Origin of the sequence: Streptomyces sp. NPDC060198 (assembly GCF_042728415.1) — a bacterium.
In the GTDB taxonomy this organism is placed as follows: domain Bacteria; phylum Actinomycetota; class Actinomycetes; order Streptomycetales; family Streptomycetaceae; genus Streptomyces.
This window is the reverse complement of the sequence record NZ_JBHWZJ010000124.1, coordinates 1-18,325: the sequence shown is the minus strand read 5'-3', so window position 1 is coordinate 18,325 and position 18,325 is coordinate 1. Positions and strand designations below refer to the sequence as shown.

Here is an 18,325-nt window from a genome sequence, read left to right as displayed (position 1 = left end):
CACGCCACCGGTCCGTTCTCCCGGACCCCCGCACACCGGGCCCGGGAGAACGGCCGCCGGCGAAGGCCGGCGCCACACGAGTCCGCCGGCCCGCACACGGCGCCCCGCACCCGGCCCCGCAGCACCCGCGCGCAGATCCACCGCACAGCCCGCGCGCAGATCCACCGCAGTACCCGCGCCACCCGCGCAGACACACCCGCACCGCCCGCACACCCGCACCGCCCGCACACCCGCACCGCCCGCACGGCCACCGTTCCTCCCGGCCCGTCGCCGAAGCCGCACCAGCGGCCTCCCCGGCCCGCCGCCCAGGGCGTCCGCGCAGCCGAACCGCCGGCCTCCCCCGGCTCGTAGGCGCAGACGTGACCCGGCTCCACCGGTTCACCGGCCCGGAGGCTCCCGAACCCGTTCCCGCAACCGAACCACCGGCCACTTCGGCCCGCACCACTCCGCTCGTTCCGCCGTCCGGCTCCGCACAGGCCGGCCCCCGGAATCGACGGTTCCGCCCATCCAGCCCCACACGACCGGCACCGCTCCGCACCGCACCGGGACACGCACTCCCGTAGCCGGGCCGGCCCGGTACCGATCGACGCGCCCGCCGGCGCACCCCAGGGAAGGACTCCCGCCCGTGGCAACCTCGACCCCCACCCGGGACGCCTACGTCCCGCCACCCCGTGGTTCCCGACAGAAACCGGTGAGCAGCCGGCAGACCTGGCGGAGCCGGCTGTGGCGGTTCGACGACAAGGCGTCCCCGTACGCGTACATAGCCCCCTTCTTCCTGGTCTTCGGGGCCTTCGGCCTCTACCCGCTCATCTACACCGGCTGGATCGCCCTCCACCGGGTCGAGATGACCGGCATGGACCAGATGGAATGGGTCGGCTTCGACAACTTCGTCAAGATCTTCCAGGACTCGGAGTTCTGGACGGCCGTCAGCAACACGTTCCTCATCGGTGTCATGTCCACCGTTCCGCAGCTGCTGGTGGCGCTGGGCCTGGCCCACCTGCTCAACTACAAGCTGCGTGCCAGCACCTTCTGGCGCACCATCATCCTGACGCCGTACGCGACCTCCGTCGCCACCGCGGCACTCGTTTTCGCCCTGGTCTTCCGGACCGACGGCGGACTCCTCAACTGGGTCCTGCACTTCGTCGGCTTCGGCGACACCAACTGGGGCAACGGGCACTGGACTTCGAAGATCGCCATCTCGGTCATCGTGATCTGGCGGTGGACCGGCTACAACGCGCTGATCTACCTCGCCGCGATGCAGGCCGTGCCGGGCGACCTCTACGAGGCGGCCTCGCTGGACGGCGCCAACCGCTGGCAGCAGTTCATCAAGGTGACCATCCCGTCGCTGCGGCCGACGATCCTCTTCACGATCGTCATCTCCACCATCGGCTCCATGCAGCTGTTCGGTGAGCCGCTGCTGCTGGAAGGCGGCGCGATCGGCGCCATCGGCGGCACCGAGCACCAGTACGAGACGCTGAGCATCTACCTCTACAACTACGGCTGGAACCTGCAGCACCTCGGCCTGTCGGCCGCCGTGGCCTGGTCCATGCTCGCCCTCCTGCTGGCCATCGCGCTGATCAACTGGATCATCGGCCGCTTCGTACGCCGTTCCGCGGCCTGACCGGGAGCGATACCTCTCATGACCATCACCAGCACCCCCGCCAAGGTCTCCGCCCCCGGGCGGCCGAAGCCGGACCGCCGCGCCCCCCGCAAGGGCCGCCTCGCCATGGGCGCGGGCGACACCCACAAGGCCGGCCCGTTCACCTACATCGCGCTGATCGTCATCGGCATCGGCTCGGTCCTGCCGCTGTACTGGACGTTCGTCGCCGCCTCGCACACGCAGGACGAGGTCCTGGCCAGCACGCCGCCGTTCCTGCCGGGCGGCCGGCTCTGGCACAACCTCCAGGCCGCCTGGGAGAACGCCAACCTCGGCAAGGCCATCGTCAACACCCTCATCGTCTCGGCGTCCATCACCGCCGCGACACTGTTCTTCTGCACTCTCGCCGGCTACGCCTTCGCCAAGATGCGTTTCAAGGGCCGCGGTTGGCTGATGACCGCGGTCATCGCCACGCTGACGATCCCGCCGCAGCTCAGCGTCGTCCCGCTGTTCATGATGATGTCGGACATCGGCTGGGGCGGAAAGCTGGAGTCGGTCATCTTCCCGACCCTGGTCAGCGCGTTCGGTGTCTTCTTCATGCGGCAGTACCTGCTGGAGGCGCTTCCGTACGAGCTGATCGAGGCCGCCAAGATCGACGGCGCGAGCAACTTCCGCGTCGTGCTCAGCGTGGTGCTCCCGGTGGCGCGCCCCGCGATGATGGTGCTCGGCATGCTCACCTTCGTCCAGGCGTGGAACGACTTCTTCTGGCCGTATCTCGCACTCAACCAGGCGAACCCCACGATCCAGGTGGCCCTCGGCCAGCTGAGCGCCTCGTACACGCCGGACCAGTCGATCGTCATGGCGGGTGCCCTGATCAGTACGCTGCCGTTGCTGGCGGTGTTCGTGATCTTCGGCAAGCAGATCGTCGGCGGCATCATGTCCGGCGCGGTCAAGGGCTGAGACACCCCGGCCCGCACCTCCGGTGCCCCGCGCGACGCCCCCACAGGTGCCCGCGCGGGCCCCGGAACCCCCTCTTCCCCTTCATCCATGGGAGCGCTCCCGCATGACCGCTGTACGCCCCGACCTCGCCCCCAAGCAGGCCGCCGACGCCCTCGTCTTCCCGCCCGGATTCGTCTGGGGCGCTGCCACCGCCGCCTACCAGGTGGAAGGCGCCGCCTCGGAGGACGGCCGCACCCCGTCCATCTGGGACACCTTCTCCCGCACCCCCGGCAAGGTCCGCAACGGCGACACCGGTGACATCGCCGGCGACCACTACCACCGCTACCGCGACGACGTGGCGATGATGAAGGAGCTGGGCCTCGGTGCCTACCGCTTCTCCATCTCCTGGTCCCGCGTGCAGCCCACCGGTCGGGGCCCGGCCGTCGAGCGCGGCCTCGACTTCTACCGCAAGCTCGTCGACGAGCTGCTCGAAGCGGGCATCCAGCCCGTCGCGACCCTCTACCACTGGGACCTCCCGCAGGAGTTGGAGGACGCCGGCGGCTGGCCCGAGCGCGCCACCGCCGAGCGGTTCGCCGACTACGCGGCGATCATGGCCGGCGCCCTCGGCGACCGCGTCGGCACGTGGACCACGCTCAACGAGCCCTGGTGCTCCGCCTACCTCGGCTACGGCTCGGGCGTCCACGCCCCCGGCCGTACCGACCCGGGCGCTGCGCTCCAGGCGGCCCACCACCTCAACCTCGCCCACGGACGGGCGATCGAGGCTCTGCGCGCTTCCATCCCCGCCGGCGCGCAGACCTCGGTCACCCTCAACCTCCACCAGGTGCGCCCGCTCAGCGACGCCCCCGGTGACGTCGACGCGGCCCGCCGCATCGACGCCGTCGGCAACCGGGTCTTCACCGGCCCGATGCTGCACGGCGCCTACCCCGAGGACCTGATCGCCGACACCAAGCACCTCGTCGACTGGTCGAAGCTGGTGCGCGAAGGCGACCTGACGACGATCTCGCGGCCGTTCGACGTCCTCGGCATCAACTACTACGCGCCGACCCTGGTCACCGACCCCTCGGGCGGTGGCGCTGAGAGCAACAGCCACGCCCACGGCGACAGTTCGCACTCGCCGTGGCCCGGCTCGGAGCATGTCGCCTTCCACAAGGCGGACGGCAAGCCCGTCACGGCGATGGACTGGTCCATCGACCCCGACGGCCTGCACGCCCTGCTGGTCGACACCGCCCGCGAGTTCCCGGACGTCGCGCTCATGGTCACCGAGAACGGCGCCGCCTTCGACGACTACGTGTCGCCCGAGGGCCGTGTCGAGGACCCGGAGCGCATCGCGTACCTGCACGGCCACATCGACGCCGTCCGGCGCGCCATCGCCGACGGCGTGGACGTCCGCGGCTACTTCCTCTGGTCGCTGATGGACAACTTCGAGTGGGCGTACGGCTACTCGAAGCGCTTCGGCATGGTCTACGTCGACTACGCGACGCAGACCCGCATCCCCAAGGCGAGCGCCCACTGGTACTCCGACGTGATCCGCCGCCACGGACTCCCGCAGGCCTGACGCGTCCGCACCCGCGCCGCGAAGCCCGGGGGTGCGGGAGGAGTCGAGGCCGCCTGACCGGCCGCGACTCCTCCTGACACCCCCTCGGCGCAGACGGCCTCCCCGCCCACCTGCGTCCGCGAGGGGCGCACCACACGCCCCCGGCACGAAGACCCGGCTGTGAATGCAGCCGGGTCTTCGTGCGTCCGAGAGGTGTCCCGTACGATTGGGAGCGCTCCCAAATTTGGTGCTCTTCGGCAGCCCCCGGGTCCGGAAACGTGTCAAGGGAATCTATCGACAGGGCTTTCTTCGACATATTCGACTGTGAGAAGTTGACGGAGAACGGGAGGCGGACATGGTGTCAGCACGCGTACGGGGCGGCGGGCGGCCGACGCTCGAAGAGGTCGCCGTCAGAGCGGGCGTGGGCCGCGGCACGGTCTCCCGCGTCATCAACGGCTCGCCGCGCGTCAGCGACCAGACCCGCGAGGTGGTCGAGGCCGCCATCGCCGAACTGGGATACGTACCCAATCGCGCCGCACGTGCCCTGGCCGGAAACCGCACCGACGCCATCGCGCTCGTGGTACCCGAGCCGGAGGCCCGCTTCTTCGCCGAGCCGTACTTCTCCGACATAGTCCGGGGAGTGGGTGCCGCGCTCGCCGACACCGACATGCAGCTGCTCCTCACCCTCGCCGGCAGCGACCGTGAGCGCCGCAGGCTCGCCCAGTACCTCACCGCGCACCGCGTCGACGGCGTCCTGCTCGTCTCCGTGCACGCCGACGACCCGCTGCCCGAACTCCTGGAGCAGCTCGGCATGCCGTGCGTCATCAGCGGCCAGCGCGGCGCCGACGAACCGCTCACCTCGGTCGACTCGGACAACTTCCAGGGCGGCCGCACGGCCGTCGCGCACCTCATCGCGCAGGGCCGCCGCACCATCGGCACCATCACCGGACGCCTGGAGGTCTACGGCGCCCAGCGCCGCCTGGACGGCTACCGCCAGGCGATCGCCGAAGCGGGCCTCGCCCCGGACGAACGCCTCATCGCCCTCGCCGACTTCACCGAGGAGGGCGGCGCCCGCGCGATGCACGAACTGCTCGCCCGCCACCCCGACCTGGACGCCGTCTTCGCCGCCTCCGACGTGATGGCGGCCGGCGCCCGCCACGTCCTGCGTGAGGCCGGCCGCCGCATCCCGGACGACGTGGCCCTCGTCGGCTTCGACGACTCGGTGGTGGCCCGTCACATGGAGCCCGGCCTCACCAGCGTCCGCCAGCCCATAGAGGAGATGGGACGCGCCATGACCGAGGTCCTCCTCCAGCAGATCACCGACCCCACCGACGAGCGCCGGCACCTGGTGCTCCCGACCGAACTGGTCGTCCGCGCCTCTTCGTGAGGGGAGCGGGGCGTGTGTCGGAAGTGGCGGCGTCCGCCCGAGGGGCCGGTCCGGGGGCGTCCGGTGCGTGCGATCGCAGGGCGGAGGGTCGCCCCGGTACTGGACGTGTCGGGGCGACCCCGGCAGCGCGGCGAGGGTGCGTGCCGGGCGTCACCGGACAGGCGGGACCTTCGACACACGCCCCGGGGCCTGTACGACGAGAGCGCGCTCAGGGACGGCTGCGCAACGGGTGGTCCGCGGGGACCTCGACGACCGCGATGCGCAGCCCGTCCGGGTCGGCGATCCACATCTCGATCAGCCCCCACGGCTCCTGGACGGGCGGTCGCAGGACCGGCACACCGCGCGTGAGGAGTTCCTCGTGGGCGGCGGCGACATCGGCGACCTGGAGCCAGAGCCGCAGGCCGGGGGAGGGCGGGGAGTCGCCCCGGCCGGAGACTTCGAGGAACCCGCCGCCCAGGAAGTAGACCGTGCCGCGCTCGGGGCCGGTACCGAACTCGCGGTGGACCGCGAGACCGAGGGCCTGGCCGTAGAAGGCGCGGGTGCGCTCGGGGTCGGTGGGACGCAACAGCGTCCTGCTGCTCAGTACGTGCACCATGCGCACCGAGGCTACGCCGCCCCGACGGCCCGGGGGCCCCGCCGCCCCGGTCAACCGCCGCTGCAGACCGGCAGGTTCTGCGCCACGCGGAGCTCCTCCAGCTCCTCCAGCCGGTCGTCGAGTTCGCCCGGGGCGACGAGATGGCGCAGCACGGCCAGGTGGAAGGCGTCCCGGGTGGCCCGGGGCATCGCGTCGGAGGCGTCCCAGCAGCGGATTCCGTCGGTGCCCCGGAGGATGCTCGCGATCCTCCGTTCCGTTTCGTCCTGCCCGTCGGCGGAGGGTGCGGCCCTGTTCGCCGCGTACTCCGGCAGTGCGGTGGAGGGGTCGGCCAGGAAGCGGATCAGCTGCTCGGCCTCCGGCGTCGGGTCCAGTACGGCCGCGAGGTCGCCGGAGACCTCCCAGGCGCCCGCGTTCCGCCCGGGCGAGGCGAGGACGTCGGAGGAGTGGGCGAAGTCGCTGCCGGCCACCTGCCGCCAGGTCTCGGCGCGGAAGGAGCCCTGGTGCTCCAGGCGGTTTGGCGGGCAGGTGTCGGCGAAGTCCGTGACGAGAGCCTTCTCGATCCGCTCGCCGCTGCCCGCGCCCACCATGTCCGCCCAGGTCGTCCAGGCTTTCCGGACGGCGTCGTCGGCCCACGGCAGCTTGCCGTCGGCCCACTCCTCGTACACCTGCGGCCCCGCCTGCTGGAGCAGGATGTCCTCGACCCAGTCGGTGCCGGGCCAGCCGGAGGTCGCGCCGGACTCCATGCCGAGGCACCACCGGCCGGGCGCCGCTCCGGGCGAGGGCACCGGTCCCGCGTACCACACCATGCTCTTCAGACCCGTCTTCACCGGCAGCCAGTACGTGTGGGGGTCCTCGTCCCCGACGGAGATCTCGGGTGCCCAGAAACGGTCGTACTGACCAGGGTCGAACAGGCCGTCCAGCGGATGCAGCCGGCCCTCCGCCGCGTAGGTGAGGAGTTCTCCGGGGCCGGGCAACACCGCCACGTCGGGCGGGTCGCCGGCCGCTATGTCGGCGGCGAGCACCTGGCTGAGCGCCGAGCTGCCCTGGTAGATCACATCGATCCGGTACTTCTTCTCGAACGGCTCGATGACGTGCTCCTCGAACTGCGCGCGCTCCTCGCCGCTCCAGTTGGCGAGCAGGGTGACGGAGCCCTGCGGACCGCGGGCCCATCGCACCCCGGCGTATACGCCGGATGCGACCAGGACCAGGCAGACGCAGAGGATGCCGAGCGTGCGGGGCCGGGGGCGCCTCACCGCTGGACCCGGAACCGGTACTCGGCGATCCGCGGCCACAGCCCCCACACCGTCAATGCCACCACCACGACTCCTCCCAGCAGAACCCACTCGGACAACGACGCCCAGAACCAGGCGTGCCGGAGCGCTCCGTGCACGTCGTCGGCGGTGTCGGGCACCTCGGCCGCGGGAAGCGGACGCACGATCTCGGACAGGGCCCCGGCCATCGCACCGTGTACGGCGACCGTGTGCCAGGCCAGCGTCGGCACACTGGTGAAGCACAGCACGGTGGCCCCCAGCAGACGCAGGTCGAACGGGCGGCGGAAGCGGTGTCGCAGGAACCGCTGGGTCTCCAGCAGCGCCGCGCAGAGCAGCGTCCACAGCACCGCGACCATGCCCCAGCCGAGCCACAGCGGCCAAGGGAAGGACGCCTGTCGCCGGGCCTCGGCCACCTCCCCCGCGCGCAGGTCGGCGAGACGGCTCATGATGTCGCCGCCGGTCCCCGGGCCCAGGACCCGCTCGGCGTACTGCAGGTAGGCGGCGCGCAGTGGGGACCCGGCCGGTTCTCGCCCCCGGCGGTCCAGCCAGATCGAGTAGACGGCGATCAGCCCGGTGACCGTCTGGAGGTCGTGGCGGCCCTCCAGGCCCATCACGTTCTCGGACGCGGCGACCGCGAGGCTCTGCTGGGCGACCGAGATCTGGGTGTAGAACTCGCCGCTCGTGTCGCCCCCGGCGCCGCTGTCCCGGACGATGTCGTGCGCGTCGTACAGGGCGTTGCGGGCGGTGTCGACGGCCAGGACCGCGGGCGTGGTCGCGTCGGACAGCGGAACCGCGTCGCCGTGCACGCCCCGGTAGGCGAGGAAGAGCACCAGGGTGGTGGCGGTCCCGAGGGCCACCAGCCCTCTGAGTCTGCGTGCCAGGTCCCGGCCCGTGGTGCTCACGGCCGTGCCTCGAAGCGGTGGCCGCACGACGGGCAGAACTTGGCGGTGGCCGGGGACCTGTCGGAGCACCGCGGACAGCGCACGGTGGCCCCGCCGCCGGCCGGTGGGGCGCCCGCCGCGCTCCCGGACTCGGGGCCGTAGGTGCTGTGGCTGGCGGCGGTGATCAGATGCTCGAAGTCGGCAGCGGTCACGCCGGGGCGCAGCGCGACCTGGCCGGTCTCGGCGTCGTCGACGTGCACCAGTCGTGCCAGCCGGTCGAGGACCTCGCGGGCGCCCATGGCGTGTGCCAGCTGGACGCTTCGGCCGAGCTGGTGCGCGGCCAGGTCGAGCCTGCCGCCGCGGTGGGCGTCGGTGGCCGCCGCCAGGGCCTCGCCGAGCCGCTGATGCTGTTCGAAGTGCTCGACCTGGTCGTCGGTGTGCTGGGACAGGGCCGGATTCTGCGTCCAGTGCACCAGGCAGGGCTGCGGCGGAGGGAGCCGCGCCTCGCCGCCGGGGACGTCGACGGCGACGATCGCGAGCTGGAGGTCCTCCTCGCGCGGGCGGCCCGACGGGTCCGCCGACAGGCACAACTGGTAGCGGCGGGTCTCGTCGCCCCAGGCCCGGGTGACGAACCGCCCGGTGCCGTCCGCCTCGGCGGTCAGCTCGGTCTTGGCGGGATAGACCTGCTTGAGGTAGCGCACCGAGCAACCGGGCATCGTGGTCACGGAGATCGTCAGCTCGGGCACCGACTTGGTGAGGAGACCGTCCACCAGCCTCTCGTACGCGGCGGGCAGGTCCCGTTCCTCGCGCACCGAGTCGGCGCGGCCGTGCAGCCGGGTGGTGATACGCACCAGTTCCCGGCCGTCCCAGTGGTCGCCGATGCCCCAGGCGTCGCAGACGAACCGGCCCGCGCAGGTATCCAGCACCTGGTCGAGCGGCATCTGCTCGTCGTGCTGGTTCTTGCCGTCGGTCAGCAGCAGGACGTGTCCGATGGGCGCGTCCTGCTCCGTCAGCAGCCGACGGCTCAGATCCAGCCAGGAGCCGATGCAGGTGCCACCGCCCGCGACCAGGTCGTGCACGGCACGCGCCGCGCGCGCCCGGGTGCCGGGCGAGGCCAGGGCCATCCCAGGGGTGGCCGGGTAGGCCATGGTCGCCTGGTGATCGCCCCTCACCACCGCGAACGGGGTGCCGTCGGGCAGCTTGCGGATCGCCGCGAGCGCCGCCTGCTGTGCCGCGTGCAGTTTCTCCACCGGCCAGCTCATCGAGCTGGAACAGTCGACGGCGAGGACCTGCGCGAGCATGGGCGCGTCCGGTCGGCCGACGCCCCCGGTACCGTCCACCCGGACGCTGAGGACGCAGTGCATCTGCGGGTCCGCGGCCCCGTCGGAGAGGTACTTCCACTGGCTCGTCTCCAGCCCCACCGCGACCCGCCCGGCCGTCCCGCCCGCCCGGGGCCTCTCCGTGTCCACGCTGTCCGTGTCCCCTCGCCGTCGTTCCCGCCGTTGCTGAGTTCCTGAGTTTCTGTTGCGCTGTTGCCCTGTGGTCCTGCCGTGCTGCTCCACCGTGGGCCGGTGCTCGTCGGCGGTGTCCCGCACCACCGGGTGCTCACGCCGTCCCCCGCCACCCCCGCAGCAGCGTGCGCGGGCCGGGCGGTACGGGGAGCACCGAGTACGCCAGGTCGAGCAGGTCGCCCCGTGCGTCGACGCTGCGTGCCTGGCCGGCCAGCCCCTTCAACGACCGGTGCAGGAGCCCGCGCAGGGCGTCCTCGGTGTCCTGCGGACCGAACAGCTCACCGGCGGGAAAGCCGCCGCCCCATCCCTCCGGCGGGCGGTGCGCGAGGGCTTGCTCCCGCACTTCGGTCACCAGCCGGTCCCGCGCCCCGCGGTCGTCCAGGTGCAGCCCGGCGAGCCGCCGGGCAGCCTCGCGCAGTTCGGCACCGGCCGGCCGGGAACCGCCCGGCAGCCGGCCGGTCAGCACCCGGACCGCGGCGACACGGGCGGCGTCGTAGTGCCGGGACGTAGCCGGTACCTCGTCCAGGACGTCGACGGCCGACCGGCGGCCGTCCCTGCGCAGGCGAAGCCGGGCCACTCCGAAGGCGGCGCTGCCCTGCGTGGGATCGCGTCGCCTGACCGCCTCGTAGTACTGCTCCGCCAACTGCTCGCGGGCCGCCGCCTGGTGGGCCCGCGGCCGCCCGGGGCGCGGCCTCACCGGGCAACGCGGCGTAGGCAGCGGCGAACTCCCCCTCCGCCTCGTCCACCGCCCCGCGCGTGAGATGCGCCAGTCCCCGGTGCCAGAAGATCCGCCAGTCGTGAGGACCGCTCCACGCCTCTGCCCGGGCCATCCACGCCCCGGCGCGCTCCGTGTCCCCGGCGTTCAGATAGGCGCGGCACAGCCACAGCGCGGTCTCCGCGGTGCGCAAGGCCGGATCGGTCTCCGCCTGCTCGGCGATGCGGTCGGGAGTGCCGGCGGCGAGCCCGCCGAGCAGCACCGCCGCCGGGTCCGAGGCATCGGGGCGGGGGACCGGCAGGGCACGGGCCGTCTCCCGGGGATCGGGAGCGCCGGCCGGCAGCACCGGCACCCCGCCGTCCGGGCGTTCCGTCCACCGGTCCAGCGCGGGGGCCGTACCGAGGCCGTCACCGAAGACGGCGGCCGTCGCCCCGAACCGGGTGGAGCGTTCCGGGTACGGCTCGTGCCCGCCGAGCGCCTGGTGCTCACGCAGCACCTCCCACAACTGGCGGGACATCTCCGCCGCCGAACGGAACCGGGCGGCCGGCTCGGGGTGGGTGGCACGGCGGATCAGTTCCTCGAAGGAGCGCGCGGCCAGACCGGCGGGCACGGTCGCCCGTTCGGCGAGCACCTTCAGAGTCCGGCCGACGGTGTACAGGTCGCTGTCGACGGTGAAGCCGCGTGCGTCGCGCTCCTTCTTCGACGGCGCGTAGCCGTTCGTGTGGACGAGCCCGGACGAGCGGTCGTCGGTCCGGCGGATGGCGCCGAGGTCGATGACCTTGATCTCGCGGCCGTAGTGGATGACGTTCTCGGGCTTCATGTCGCAGTAGAGCAGGCCCTGGTCGTGCAGGTACTCCAGCGCACCGAGGATCTTGCATCCGTAGGTGATGACGTGACCGAAGGTGAAGCCCTCCTCGCCGAACAGCCGCTTCAGCTCGTCCTCGGGGGCGAACCGGATCCAGGCCAGGGACCGGCCGCCGACGTACTCCATGACGATGTAGCCGGTCGGTTCGGCATCGCCCGGTGCCTGGTGCCCGACGTGGGTGACGATGCGGACGATGTCGCGGTGATGGAGGGTGGTGAGCGAGCGGCGCTCCTCGACGGCCCCCCGGCGGGCCACGGCGTCCCCGGTGTTGATCAGCCCCTTGAGGACGACGTGCAGGCCGGGCACCCGGGTGTCCTCGGCCAGGTAGACCCAGCCGTGGCCGCCGACCGCGAGATAGCCCAGAACCTCGTAGTGGTCGCCGACCCGGTCGCCGGGGCGCAGTTTCGGCAGGAACGAGTACGCCGTACCGCAGTCCGGGCAGAACCCGTGGTCGGGTGCGGGGCCGCCGTCGTACGAGATGCCGATGGTGCCGGCGCAGTTGTCGACACCGCAGCGCCGGCCGCCGGTGGGAGGAGTGGCTTCGGTCCGGGCCGCCTCGGACGGCGGGGGCGCGGGCAGATACGGGAGGACCAGCAGTCCGTCGCGGTCGAGCGCGCCGACGGGCGGAGGGACGGGACTGCGCGCGGGTACCGACGGCTCGGCCGGGCGGGCCGACGGCTCGGCGGGACGGGTCGGGCGCGTCGCGGGAGTGGCGGCACGGCGGAAGCAGGTGTCGCAGAAACCGGTGACCATGATCCGGCCGCCCCGGCAGTCGCGTCTGCCGCACTCCGTGCCGCTCATTCCGGTCGCCCCCCGTCGCGGCACGGGAAAGCGTCCCCGTACCCGCTGCCGCAGTCCGTGCCGCTCGCCGCGTTCCCGTGGTCCGTGCGGGCCCTCGCGTTCCCGCCGGGCTCCGTGCGGGCGTCGACCCGGCGGGTGAAGTCGTCCACCGCCGCCTCCGCCGCGCGTACGTCGCAGGGGGTCGCCCGGAGCAGGGAGTGGGCCCGCAGGTAGAGCTCGTCGACCGCCGGATCCTCCGCGCCCCGGGTGGCGCGCTGATGCAGGACGTGGTAGCTGCGCAGCCGGCCGGTGAGCTCGTCGCGCCGGGCGGCCAGCTCGTCGAGGCGGCGGAGGTGCCTCGTCAGCCGGGCGGAGACCCGGTCGGCCAGCTGTTCGTACCGGGCCGCATCAGGTCCGCCGCCGGGGGCTCTCGCCCGGAGCAGGTCGAAGAGGGCGGCGTGCGCGGCCACCAGATCCGAGTCGAGTGGAGGGACACCCTCCGGCACCACGGTCGAGCGGCGCTCGAACACGGCTGCGGCGAGGGGGCCCGTGATGTCCCGCAGCCGCTCGACGAGCCTGTCCCGGTGCTCCCGTGCCGGCCGGTCCAGCAGGAGCCGGCGCGCCTGGCGGTGGTGTTCGCCGTCCGTGCGGAAGACCAGCAGCAGGCGGCTGCCCCCTGCGCGCAGTACGTCCAGGAGCTCCAGCAGCGCCGGAGGGTCGAGCGCCTCGTCCACGCCGACGACGACCAGGGTGAGCGTGACCTTCGCCGTCCGGATGCGGTCGGCCGGGGATTCCCCGGTGTGCTGCCACAACCCCATGCGCTCGGCGATCCGCTCGGCCATCTCGGTGGAGGCCAGACCTCCGGCGTGCAACGCGAGGTCGTGGTCGCCGGCCGACGGGACGGTGCCGGGCGGTTCGAGGGAGGTGCGGCCGACGGAGACCGCGGTGCGCAATTCCCGGTCGGCGAGTGTGATGGCGCGGCGCAGCGTGGCGGCGCGCGCGTCGTCGTCGTGCCCGACCACACTGATCTTCAACGGGGTGCCGTCGTCCTGAAGCCAGTCGGCGAGGCGCTGGGCGAACCGCTCGTCGAACAGATCCCGGGCGGCGTCGTCGTCGGTGGAGCGCAGCCGGTCGTCGACCGCCGTGCGCCCCACCGTGAATGCCTCGACCCGGGGCAGATGGCGGACGATGGTCTCGGCGGGCGTCATGTAGGAGTAGAGGTTGCCGTGCTGGTCCCGTTGGCCGCTGAGCACCATTCCGATGACCTCGCCGGTCAGGCTGTCGGCGACCCCCGCGCCACTGCACCCCGGGCTCGCCACCTCGCCCGGACTGGCCGGGCTCATCTGTACCTGCCCGTCGCGTCCGCAGCCGCCCACGACGGTGGCGCGGAACCAGATGCCGCCGTTGTGGTCGAGCGGGAAGCCGTACATCCGTACCTTGCGGTCGGGTGCGGACAGCCGGTGCAGCCGGACGGCGTCCCCCGGCGGCCGTGGCTTCTCCAGCCGCAGCAGGGCGACGTCCCCACGGGGATCGCCGTCCGCGTCGAGTGCTTCCGGTACGTAGGCGTCGTCGTCCACCCGGGCGAGGACCGCGGGTACACCGTGCCCCGGAGCCCCGACGAACTCCGCGGTGAGGACGGCCCCCACCCCGCCCACCACGTGGGCGCAGGTGAGCACGTGGTCGGCGCTCAGCAGAATGCCGGCCCCCGCGATCTCACCGTCCGCTCCTCGGAGCCGCACCGCCCAACTCGGCGTCTCCATCGACGAGACGGCCAGGACTCCCCCGTCCACAGCCATGCCCGTGACTATACGGGCGCCCGGAGCTGTCGCATACTGATGTCACTGGTTCAACAGGCCGTCTGTGGAGGCGAATTGACGAACGAACCCGACTTCGTTGGGTTGGCCGAGGTGATCCGCCGGATCAGGGGCGAACTGGAACTCGCCCGCGCCGACGCGGCGGGCCAGAACCTCGGTTTCACCGTGGAGGACGTGAATCTGACTTTTACCGTCCAGGTCCACCGGACCGGCACCGGCAAGGGCGGTGTCCGGATCGGGGTGGTCACGGCCGAGCTCGGCGCGACGCTGGACCGCCAGACGACCCACCAAGTACAGGTGACCCTGAAACCGGAACTGGCTTCCGGCGAGCGGCTGAAAGTACGCCGCTCCCAGGCTCCGCCCGCCGGATCGGGACGAGCGTCGCTGCGGCAGGAGCCGTAGGCGGGCGGGAGTACGCACCACAGGCCACGGGCCCCCGTCACGGTGGGTGAGTGTGCCGGTGCCGGGTGCGGCGCCGCGGGTTCGGTGTCGGCCGGACCGCACACGCAGAAAGCCCGGTCCGCTTCCGCGGACCGGGCTTTCTCCTTCAAGGGTGAGTAACGGGACTCGAACCCGCGACATCCTGGACCACAACCAGGTGCTCTACCATCTGAGCTATACCCACCATGTTCGCCCGGGCGTTTCCGACCGGCCGAGAAAAAGTGTACAGGGTTTTCGAGGGTGCTCGCGCCACCTTTCCGCGGCACCTTCCGCAGCCCTGTTCAGGGGCCCTCTCGGGCCCGTGAACAGGGGGTTCCGCGCGGGTGCGGCTACTGCTCGGGGCGCACCACGTGGCGTGCGGCGATCTCCTTGGCGCGGTCCGAGTCCGGGCCGGGCTGGGGCACGAAGACGGCCTCGCGGTAGTAGCGCAGCTCCGCGATGGACTCGCGGATGTCGGCGAGCGCCCGGTGGTTGCCACTCTTGGCCGGGCTGTTGAAATACGCCTTAGGGAACCAGCGCCGGGCCAGCTCCTTGACCGAGGAGACGTCGACGATGCGGTAGTGGAGGTACCCCTCCAGCGCCTGCATGTCGCGCGCGAGGAAACCCCGGTCGGTGCCGACGGAGTTTCCGCAGAGCGGGGCCTTGCCCGGCTCCTTCACGTGCTCGCGCACGTATGCCAGCACCTGGGCCTCGGCGTCGGCCAGGGTGGTGCCCCCGGCCAGCTCGTCCAGGAGGCCCGAGGTGGTGTGCATCCGCCGCACCACCTCGGGCATGGTCTCCAGGGCCGCGTCCGGCGGGCGGATCACGATGTCCACCCCTTCGCCGAGCACGTTCAACTCCGAGTCGGTGACCAGAGCCGCCACCTCGACGAGTGCGTCGTCCGTCAACGAGAGTCCGGTCATCTCGCAGTCGATCCATACCATGCGGTCGTTCATGGGCCCCACCCTACGGGGCACTCCGCTGTCCCGGCAGGGCCGGGCGTCCGCCGGTGTATCCCTCCGGGCCCCGGTCCGGCCGGTCGGGGAGGACCGGCGTCCCGGGGGAGGCCGCGAACGCGGCCAGCCCCGCGGAACCGCTCGGCATCCTGCGGACCGCGGACGAGACCTGCGCCGGCACCGCGGCCTCGGCCGCTCCCGCCTCCGGACCCGAGCCCGGCCGGCGGGCCCGGTAGGCGCCCCGGTATGCCGCGGGGGAGGAGCCGAGCTGGCGGCGGAAGTGACCGCGCAGCGCCACCGGCGAGCGGAAGCCGCAGCGACCCGCGACCTCGTCCACCGAGTAGTCCGACGTCTCCAGCAGTCGCTGCGCCTGGAGCACCCGCTGGGTGATCAGCCACTGGAGCGGCGCGCTGCCGGTGAGTGAGCGGAAGCGCCGGTCGAACGTGCGGCGGCTCATGTAGGCGCGGGCCGCCAGCGTCTCCACGTCGAACTGCTCGTGCAGGTGCTCCAAGGCCCAGGCCACGACCTCGGCGAGCGGGTCGGAGCCGATCTCTTCGGGTAAAGACCTGTCGAGATAGCGTTCCTGGCCGCCGCTGCGGCGCGGCGGCACCACGAGCCGACGGGCCAGCGCTCCGGCGGCCTCCGTGCCGTGGTCCGTACGCACGATGTGCAGGCAGAGGTCGATCCCGGCGGCCGTACCGGCCGAGGTGAGGACGTCCCCGTCGTCGACGAAGAGCTCGCGCGGATCGACGTGCACCGACGGATAGCGCTTGGCCAGCGTCGGCGCGTACATCCAGTGCGTCGTCGCAGGGCGGCCGTCCAGCAGTCCGGCGGCGGCGAGCACGAAGGCCCCCGTGCAGAGCCCGACGATGCGGGCGCCCTCCTCGTGGGCACGGCGCAGCGCGTCGAGCGCCTCGACCGGCGGCGGCGAGGTGATCGAACGCCAGGCGGGCACCACCACGGTGCCTGCCCTGCTGATCGCCTCCAGGCCGTACGGCGCGGTGAGTTCGAGACCGCCGGTGGTGCGCAGCGGTCCCTCCTCGCCGCCACAGACCAGCAGTCGGTAACGCGGTACGCCCGCGTCCTGCCGGTCGATGCCGAAGACGGAGAGCGGGATGGAGCTCTCGAAGATCGGGCCGCCGCTGAACAGCAGTACGGCTACGACTTCCCGGCGTCGCCGCCCGGCCAACTTCCGTGCGGCCTCCGTTGCGGATGCGGAGTCCTGGCTCATGACGCTAAGCCCCCCTCGGTGTTCGCGTCTCCCTGGTCCCTACAGGCCTGTCGCTCCTGCACGTGTCCCCTCGGCGCCGCACGTGTCCCCAGTGCTCGATTCCAAGATCGAACCTACTGCGTCCGGCGATACCGAATTGACACGTTCCCTCACCGGCTCAATGTCGACAAGGCAACGTGGCGTGAAGCGTTCGATCACGAAGCGTTCCACTCGCGAGCGGCACTGTGAAGTGCGCGCCGCGATCATGGCCCGTCCGCGTCGGGTGAAAGCGTACCGCGCGGTCCGTTCCTGCCTGGTGACAAGTGCGAATGAGGGGCACATCGCCAAGGTTTCGGCGCAGATGTGAAGTTGGCTCAAAAGAGACGGTCGCGTGCGCGCGATTCGGTCATGCTCCGGCGCGCTCCCCGCGTACTGGGAACGCTTTCGATCGCGCCCCTCGCGCACCTGCGAGGAAGCCCGCCGACGGATGCGCGCTCCGCCGTCGACCGCTCACGGGGCACGGACGGCAGCGGGCCGGGGAGTGGGCGCGAGTCCGGTGGGCCAACGGATTCACCGGCGCACGCAAGGAATTCGCTTGCGCCGGGTGCGCCTGTCCGTGCGCCCTCTTGCGCTCGTGGCCGGCCTGGCGCGGAACGGCGGGACGGCGTCGGATGCCGGCGGTCACCACGCGCTCGCTCCGGTTGTGAACCCCGGCGCGACGACGCGGCCGCCGATGGCCCGAGATGGCCAACAGGGTGCGTTCCATGGGTCAGTACGAGGCAAGCGTCGGGTGCCGGAGCCTCTCCGCGGCCCATACCGGCGCGTCGGAAAACGGGGCGGGGGGCATCCGCGACCGCGGAACGCTCCGTGTAGTGGGCAACCGGCATTGCCATCCGCCCTCGCCTCGTGCATGCTCCCCCAAAGCGCGTCACGCGCTTTGCGGCGGTCTGGGCAGTGGAGGAGTGGCGCCGTACCCTTGGGGGTAAAGGGTTGGAAAGATGATTCCCGGACAAGGGCCCGACAGCAGCCCGGGGCGACAGCCCTGGACGCCCGTCGTCGGACCACGGTCCCGGGCGGTCGTCCGACGCAACTCGCCAGTCCCGCACACCCGCGCCCCGCAGTCGAGTACGTCCCCCTAGCCGTTCCCTCCTCACGAGGACTCTCTTCGCCGAGACACCGATGGCCGGTCACGAATCCCCTGAACCCGCAGACCGCAAGCAGGTAACCGACCACGGGTCGGACCCTCTGACGGTCGAAGAAACATGTCATTCCTGCGACCCGGCCTTCCGGCACGGTGTCGTGGTCGGTTTCGACGGCTCCACGTCCAGTGAGCGCGCGCTCGCCTACGCGATCGGCATGGCGTGCAGATCCGGCTCCGGGCTGATCATCGTGCACGTCGCCAACCGGCTTCCGACCACCGTCTGGGCAGGCTGCGAACCGCCCGTCTTCGTCGACGTGCCCGATCACCGCACCGAGGTGCTCGGTCTCGAACTGGCTTGCGCGGAATACCTCTCCGAGGTGCCGTGGGTGCTGGTCGAGCGCGGCGGCGACATCTGTCACGAACTCGAGGAAGTCGGCCGCGAGTATGCCGCCGACGCCATCGTCGTCGGGTCGACGCACGGTCTGGTGGGCCGGATCTTCGGCTCCGTGGCCGGCCGTCTCGCCCGCCGGGCGCAACGCCCCGTCATCGTCATCCCCTGAACACCACACTCCGGGACAGCGCACCCCGGGTGTGGTCGACGGACCGTCAACACCCCCCGGGTCGCACATCGGTACGCCGGGTCATGCGCACACGACGGAAGCGGACGCACACCACTCGATCGTGGTGC

General features: G+C 72.1%; 14 protein-coding genes, 1 tRNA gene and 1 pseudogene. 6 read left to right on the top strand and 10 right to left on the bottom strand.

Annotated elements, in window-relative coordinates; genetic code table 11:
- Positions 1-625 precede the first annotated feature (625 nt).
- The 4 genes from ACFWEP_RS17375 to ACFWEP_RS17360 all read left to right on the top strand — a co-directional run bounded on the left by ACFWEP_RS17375 (position 626) and on the right by ACFWEP_RS17360 (position 5,478).
- Positions 626-1,621, top strand: coding sequence for a carbohydrate ABC transporter permease (locus tag ACFWEP_RS17375; protein WP_387371099.1), 996 nt, complete (start codon positions 626-628; stop codon positions 1,619-1,621).
- 18 nt (positions 1,622-1,639) lie between these two features.
- Positions 1,640-2,557, top strand: a complete 918-nt coding sequence (locus ACFWEP_RS17370) for a carbohydrate ABC transporter permease (RefSeq protein ID WP_387371097.1) — start codon at positions 1,640-1,642, stop codon at positions 2,555-2,557.
- 103 nt (positions 2,558-2,660) lie between these two features.
- Entirely contained in the window at positions 2,661-4,112 is a 1,452-nt protein-coding gene (locus ACFWEP_RS17365; RefSeq protein ID WP_387371095.1) for a GH1 family beta-glucosidase, read from the top strand.
- A 334-nt stretch (positions 4,113-4,446) separates the two neighbouring features.
- Positions 4,447-5,478 carry a LacI family DNA-binding transcriptional regulator gene (locus ACFWEP_RS17360; RefSeq protein ID WP_387371093.1) on the top strand — a complete coding sequence of 344 codons (1,032 nt, stop codon included), beginning with the start codon at positions 4,447-4,449 and terminating at the stop codon, positions 5,476-5,478.
- Positions 5,479-5,686: 208 nt separating this feature from the next.
- Here the strand turns inward: ACFWEP_RS17360 and ACFWEP_RS17355 are convergent, their stop codons facing one another.
- The 7 genes and pseudogenes from ACFWEP_RS17355 to ACFWEP_RS17325 all read right to left on the bottom strand — a co-directional run bounded on the left by ACFWEP_RS17355 (position 5,687) and on the right by ACFWEP_RS17325 (position 13,892).
- Complete coding sequence (locus tag ACFWEP_RS17355; RefSeq protein ID WP_387371091.1) at positions 5,687-6,073, bottom strand: VOC family protein; 387 nt, start codon at positions 6,071-6,073, stop codon at positions 5,687-5,689.
- Between the two features lie 50 nt (positions 6,074-6,123).
- A complete protein-coding gene (locus tag ACFWEP_RS17350; RefSeq protein ID WP_387371089.1) occupies positions 6,124-7,326 on the bottom strand; it encodes an ABC transporter substrate-binding protein in 1,203 nt (400 codons plus the stop codon).
- Positions 7,323-8,246, bottom strand: a complete 924-nt coding sequence (locus ACFWEP_RS17345) for a hypothetical protein (RefSeq protein ID WP_387371087.1) — start codon at positions 8,244-8,246, stop codon at positions 7,323-7,325. The genes ACFWEP_RS17350 and ACFWEP_RS17345 overlap by 4 nt, the downstream gene beginning before the upstream one ends.
- Entirely contained in the window at positions 8,243-9,694 is a 1,452-nt protein-coding gene (locus ACFWEP_RS17340) for a VWA domain-containing protein (RefSeq protein WP_387371085.1), read from the bottom strand. The genes ACFWEP_RS17345 and ACFWEP_RS17340 overlap by 4 nt, the downstream gene beginning before the upstream one ends.
- Before the next feature lie 136 nt (positions 9,695-9,830).
- Complete coding sequence (locus ACFWEP_RS17335) at positions 9,831-10,433, bottom strand: tetratricopeptide repeat protein (protein WP_387371101.1); 603 nt, start codon at positions 10,431-10,433, stop codon at positions 9,831-9,833.
- A 37-nt stretch (positions 10,434-10,470) separates the two neighbouring features.
- Positions 10,471-12,069 (bottom strand): annotated as a pseudogene (locus ACFWEP_RS17330) (tetratricopeptide repeat protein); the annotation flags it as partial.
- A 44-nt stretch (positions 12,070-12,113) separates the two neighbouring features.
- Positions 12,114-13,892 carry a trypsin-like peptidase domain-containing protein gene (locus ACFWEP_RS17325; protein WP_387371083.1) on the bottom strand — a complete coding sequence of 593 codons (1,779 nt, stop codon included), beginning with the start codon at positions 13,890-13,892 and terminating at the stop codon, positions 12,114-12,116.
- 75 nt (positions 13,893-13,967) lie between these two features.
- On the opposite strand from ACFWEP_RS17325, the gene ACFWEP_RS17320 reads away from it, so the two are divergent.
- Entirely contained in the window at positions 13,968-14,312 is a 345-nt protein-coding gene (locus tag ACFWEP_RS17320; protein ID WP_387371081.1) for a trypco2 family protein, read from the top strand.
- 150 nt (positions 14,313-14,462) lie between these two features.
- Here ACFWEP_RS17320 and ACFWEP_RS17315 read toward each other — a convergent pair.
- The 3 genes from ACFWEP_RS17315 to ACFWEP_RS17305 form a co-directional block, all read right to left on the bottom strand.
- Positions 14,463-14,535, bottom strand: a tRNA-His gene (locus tag ACFWEP_RS17315).
- A gap of 145 nt (positions 14,536-14,680) precedes the next feature.
- A complete protein-coding gene (gene orn / locus ACFWEP_RS17310; RefSeq protein ID WP_387371079.1) occupies positions 14,681-15,286 on the bottom strand; it encodes an oligoribonuclease in 606 nt (201 codons plus the stop codon).
- A 10-nt stretch (positions 15,287-15,296) separates the two neighbouring features.
- The gene (locus tag ACFWEP_RS17305; protein WP_387371077.1) at positions 15,297-16,517 is read right to left on the bottom strand and encodes a GlxA family transcriptional regulator; all 1,221 of its coding nucleotides are present in this window, start codon (positions 16,515-16,517) and stop codon (positions 15,297-15,299) included.
- A gap of 1,158 nt (positions 16,518-17,675) precedes the next feature.
- Here ACFWEP_RS17305 and ACFWEP_RS17300 point away from each other — a divergent pair.
- Positions 17,676-18,197: a universal stress protein gene (locus ACFWEP_RS17300; protein WP_387371075.1), complete on the top strand. Its 522-nt coding sequence runs from the start codon at positions 17,676-17,678 to the stop codon at positions 18,195-18,197.
- Positions 18,198-18,325: the final 128 nt, after the last annotated feature.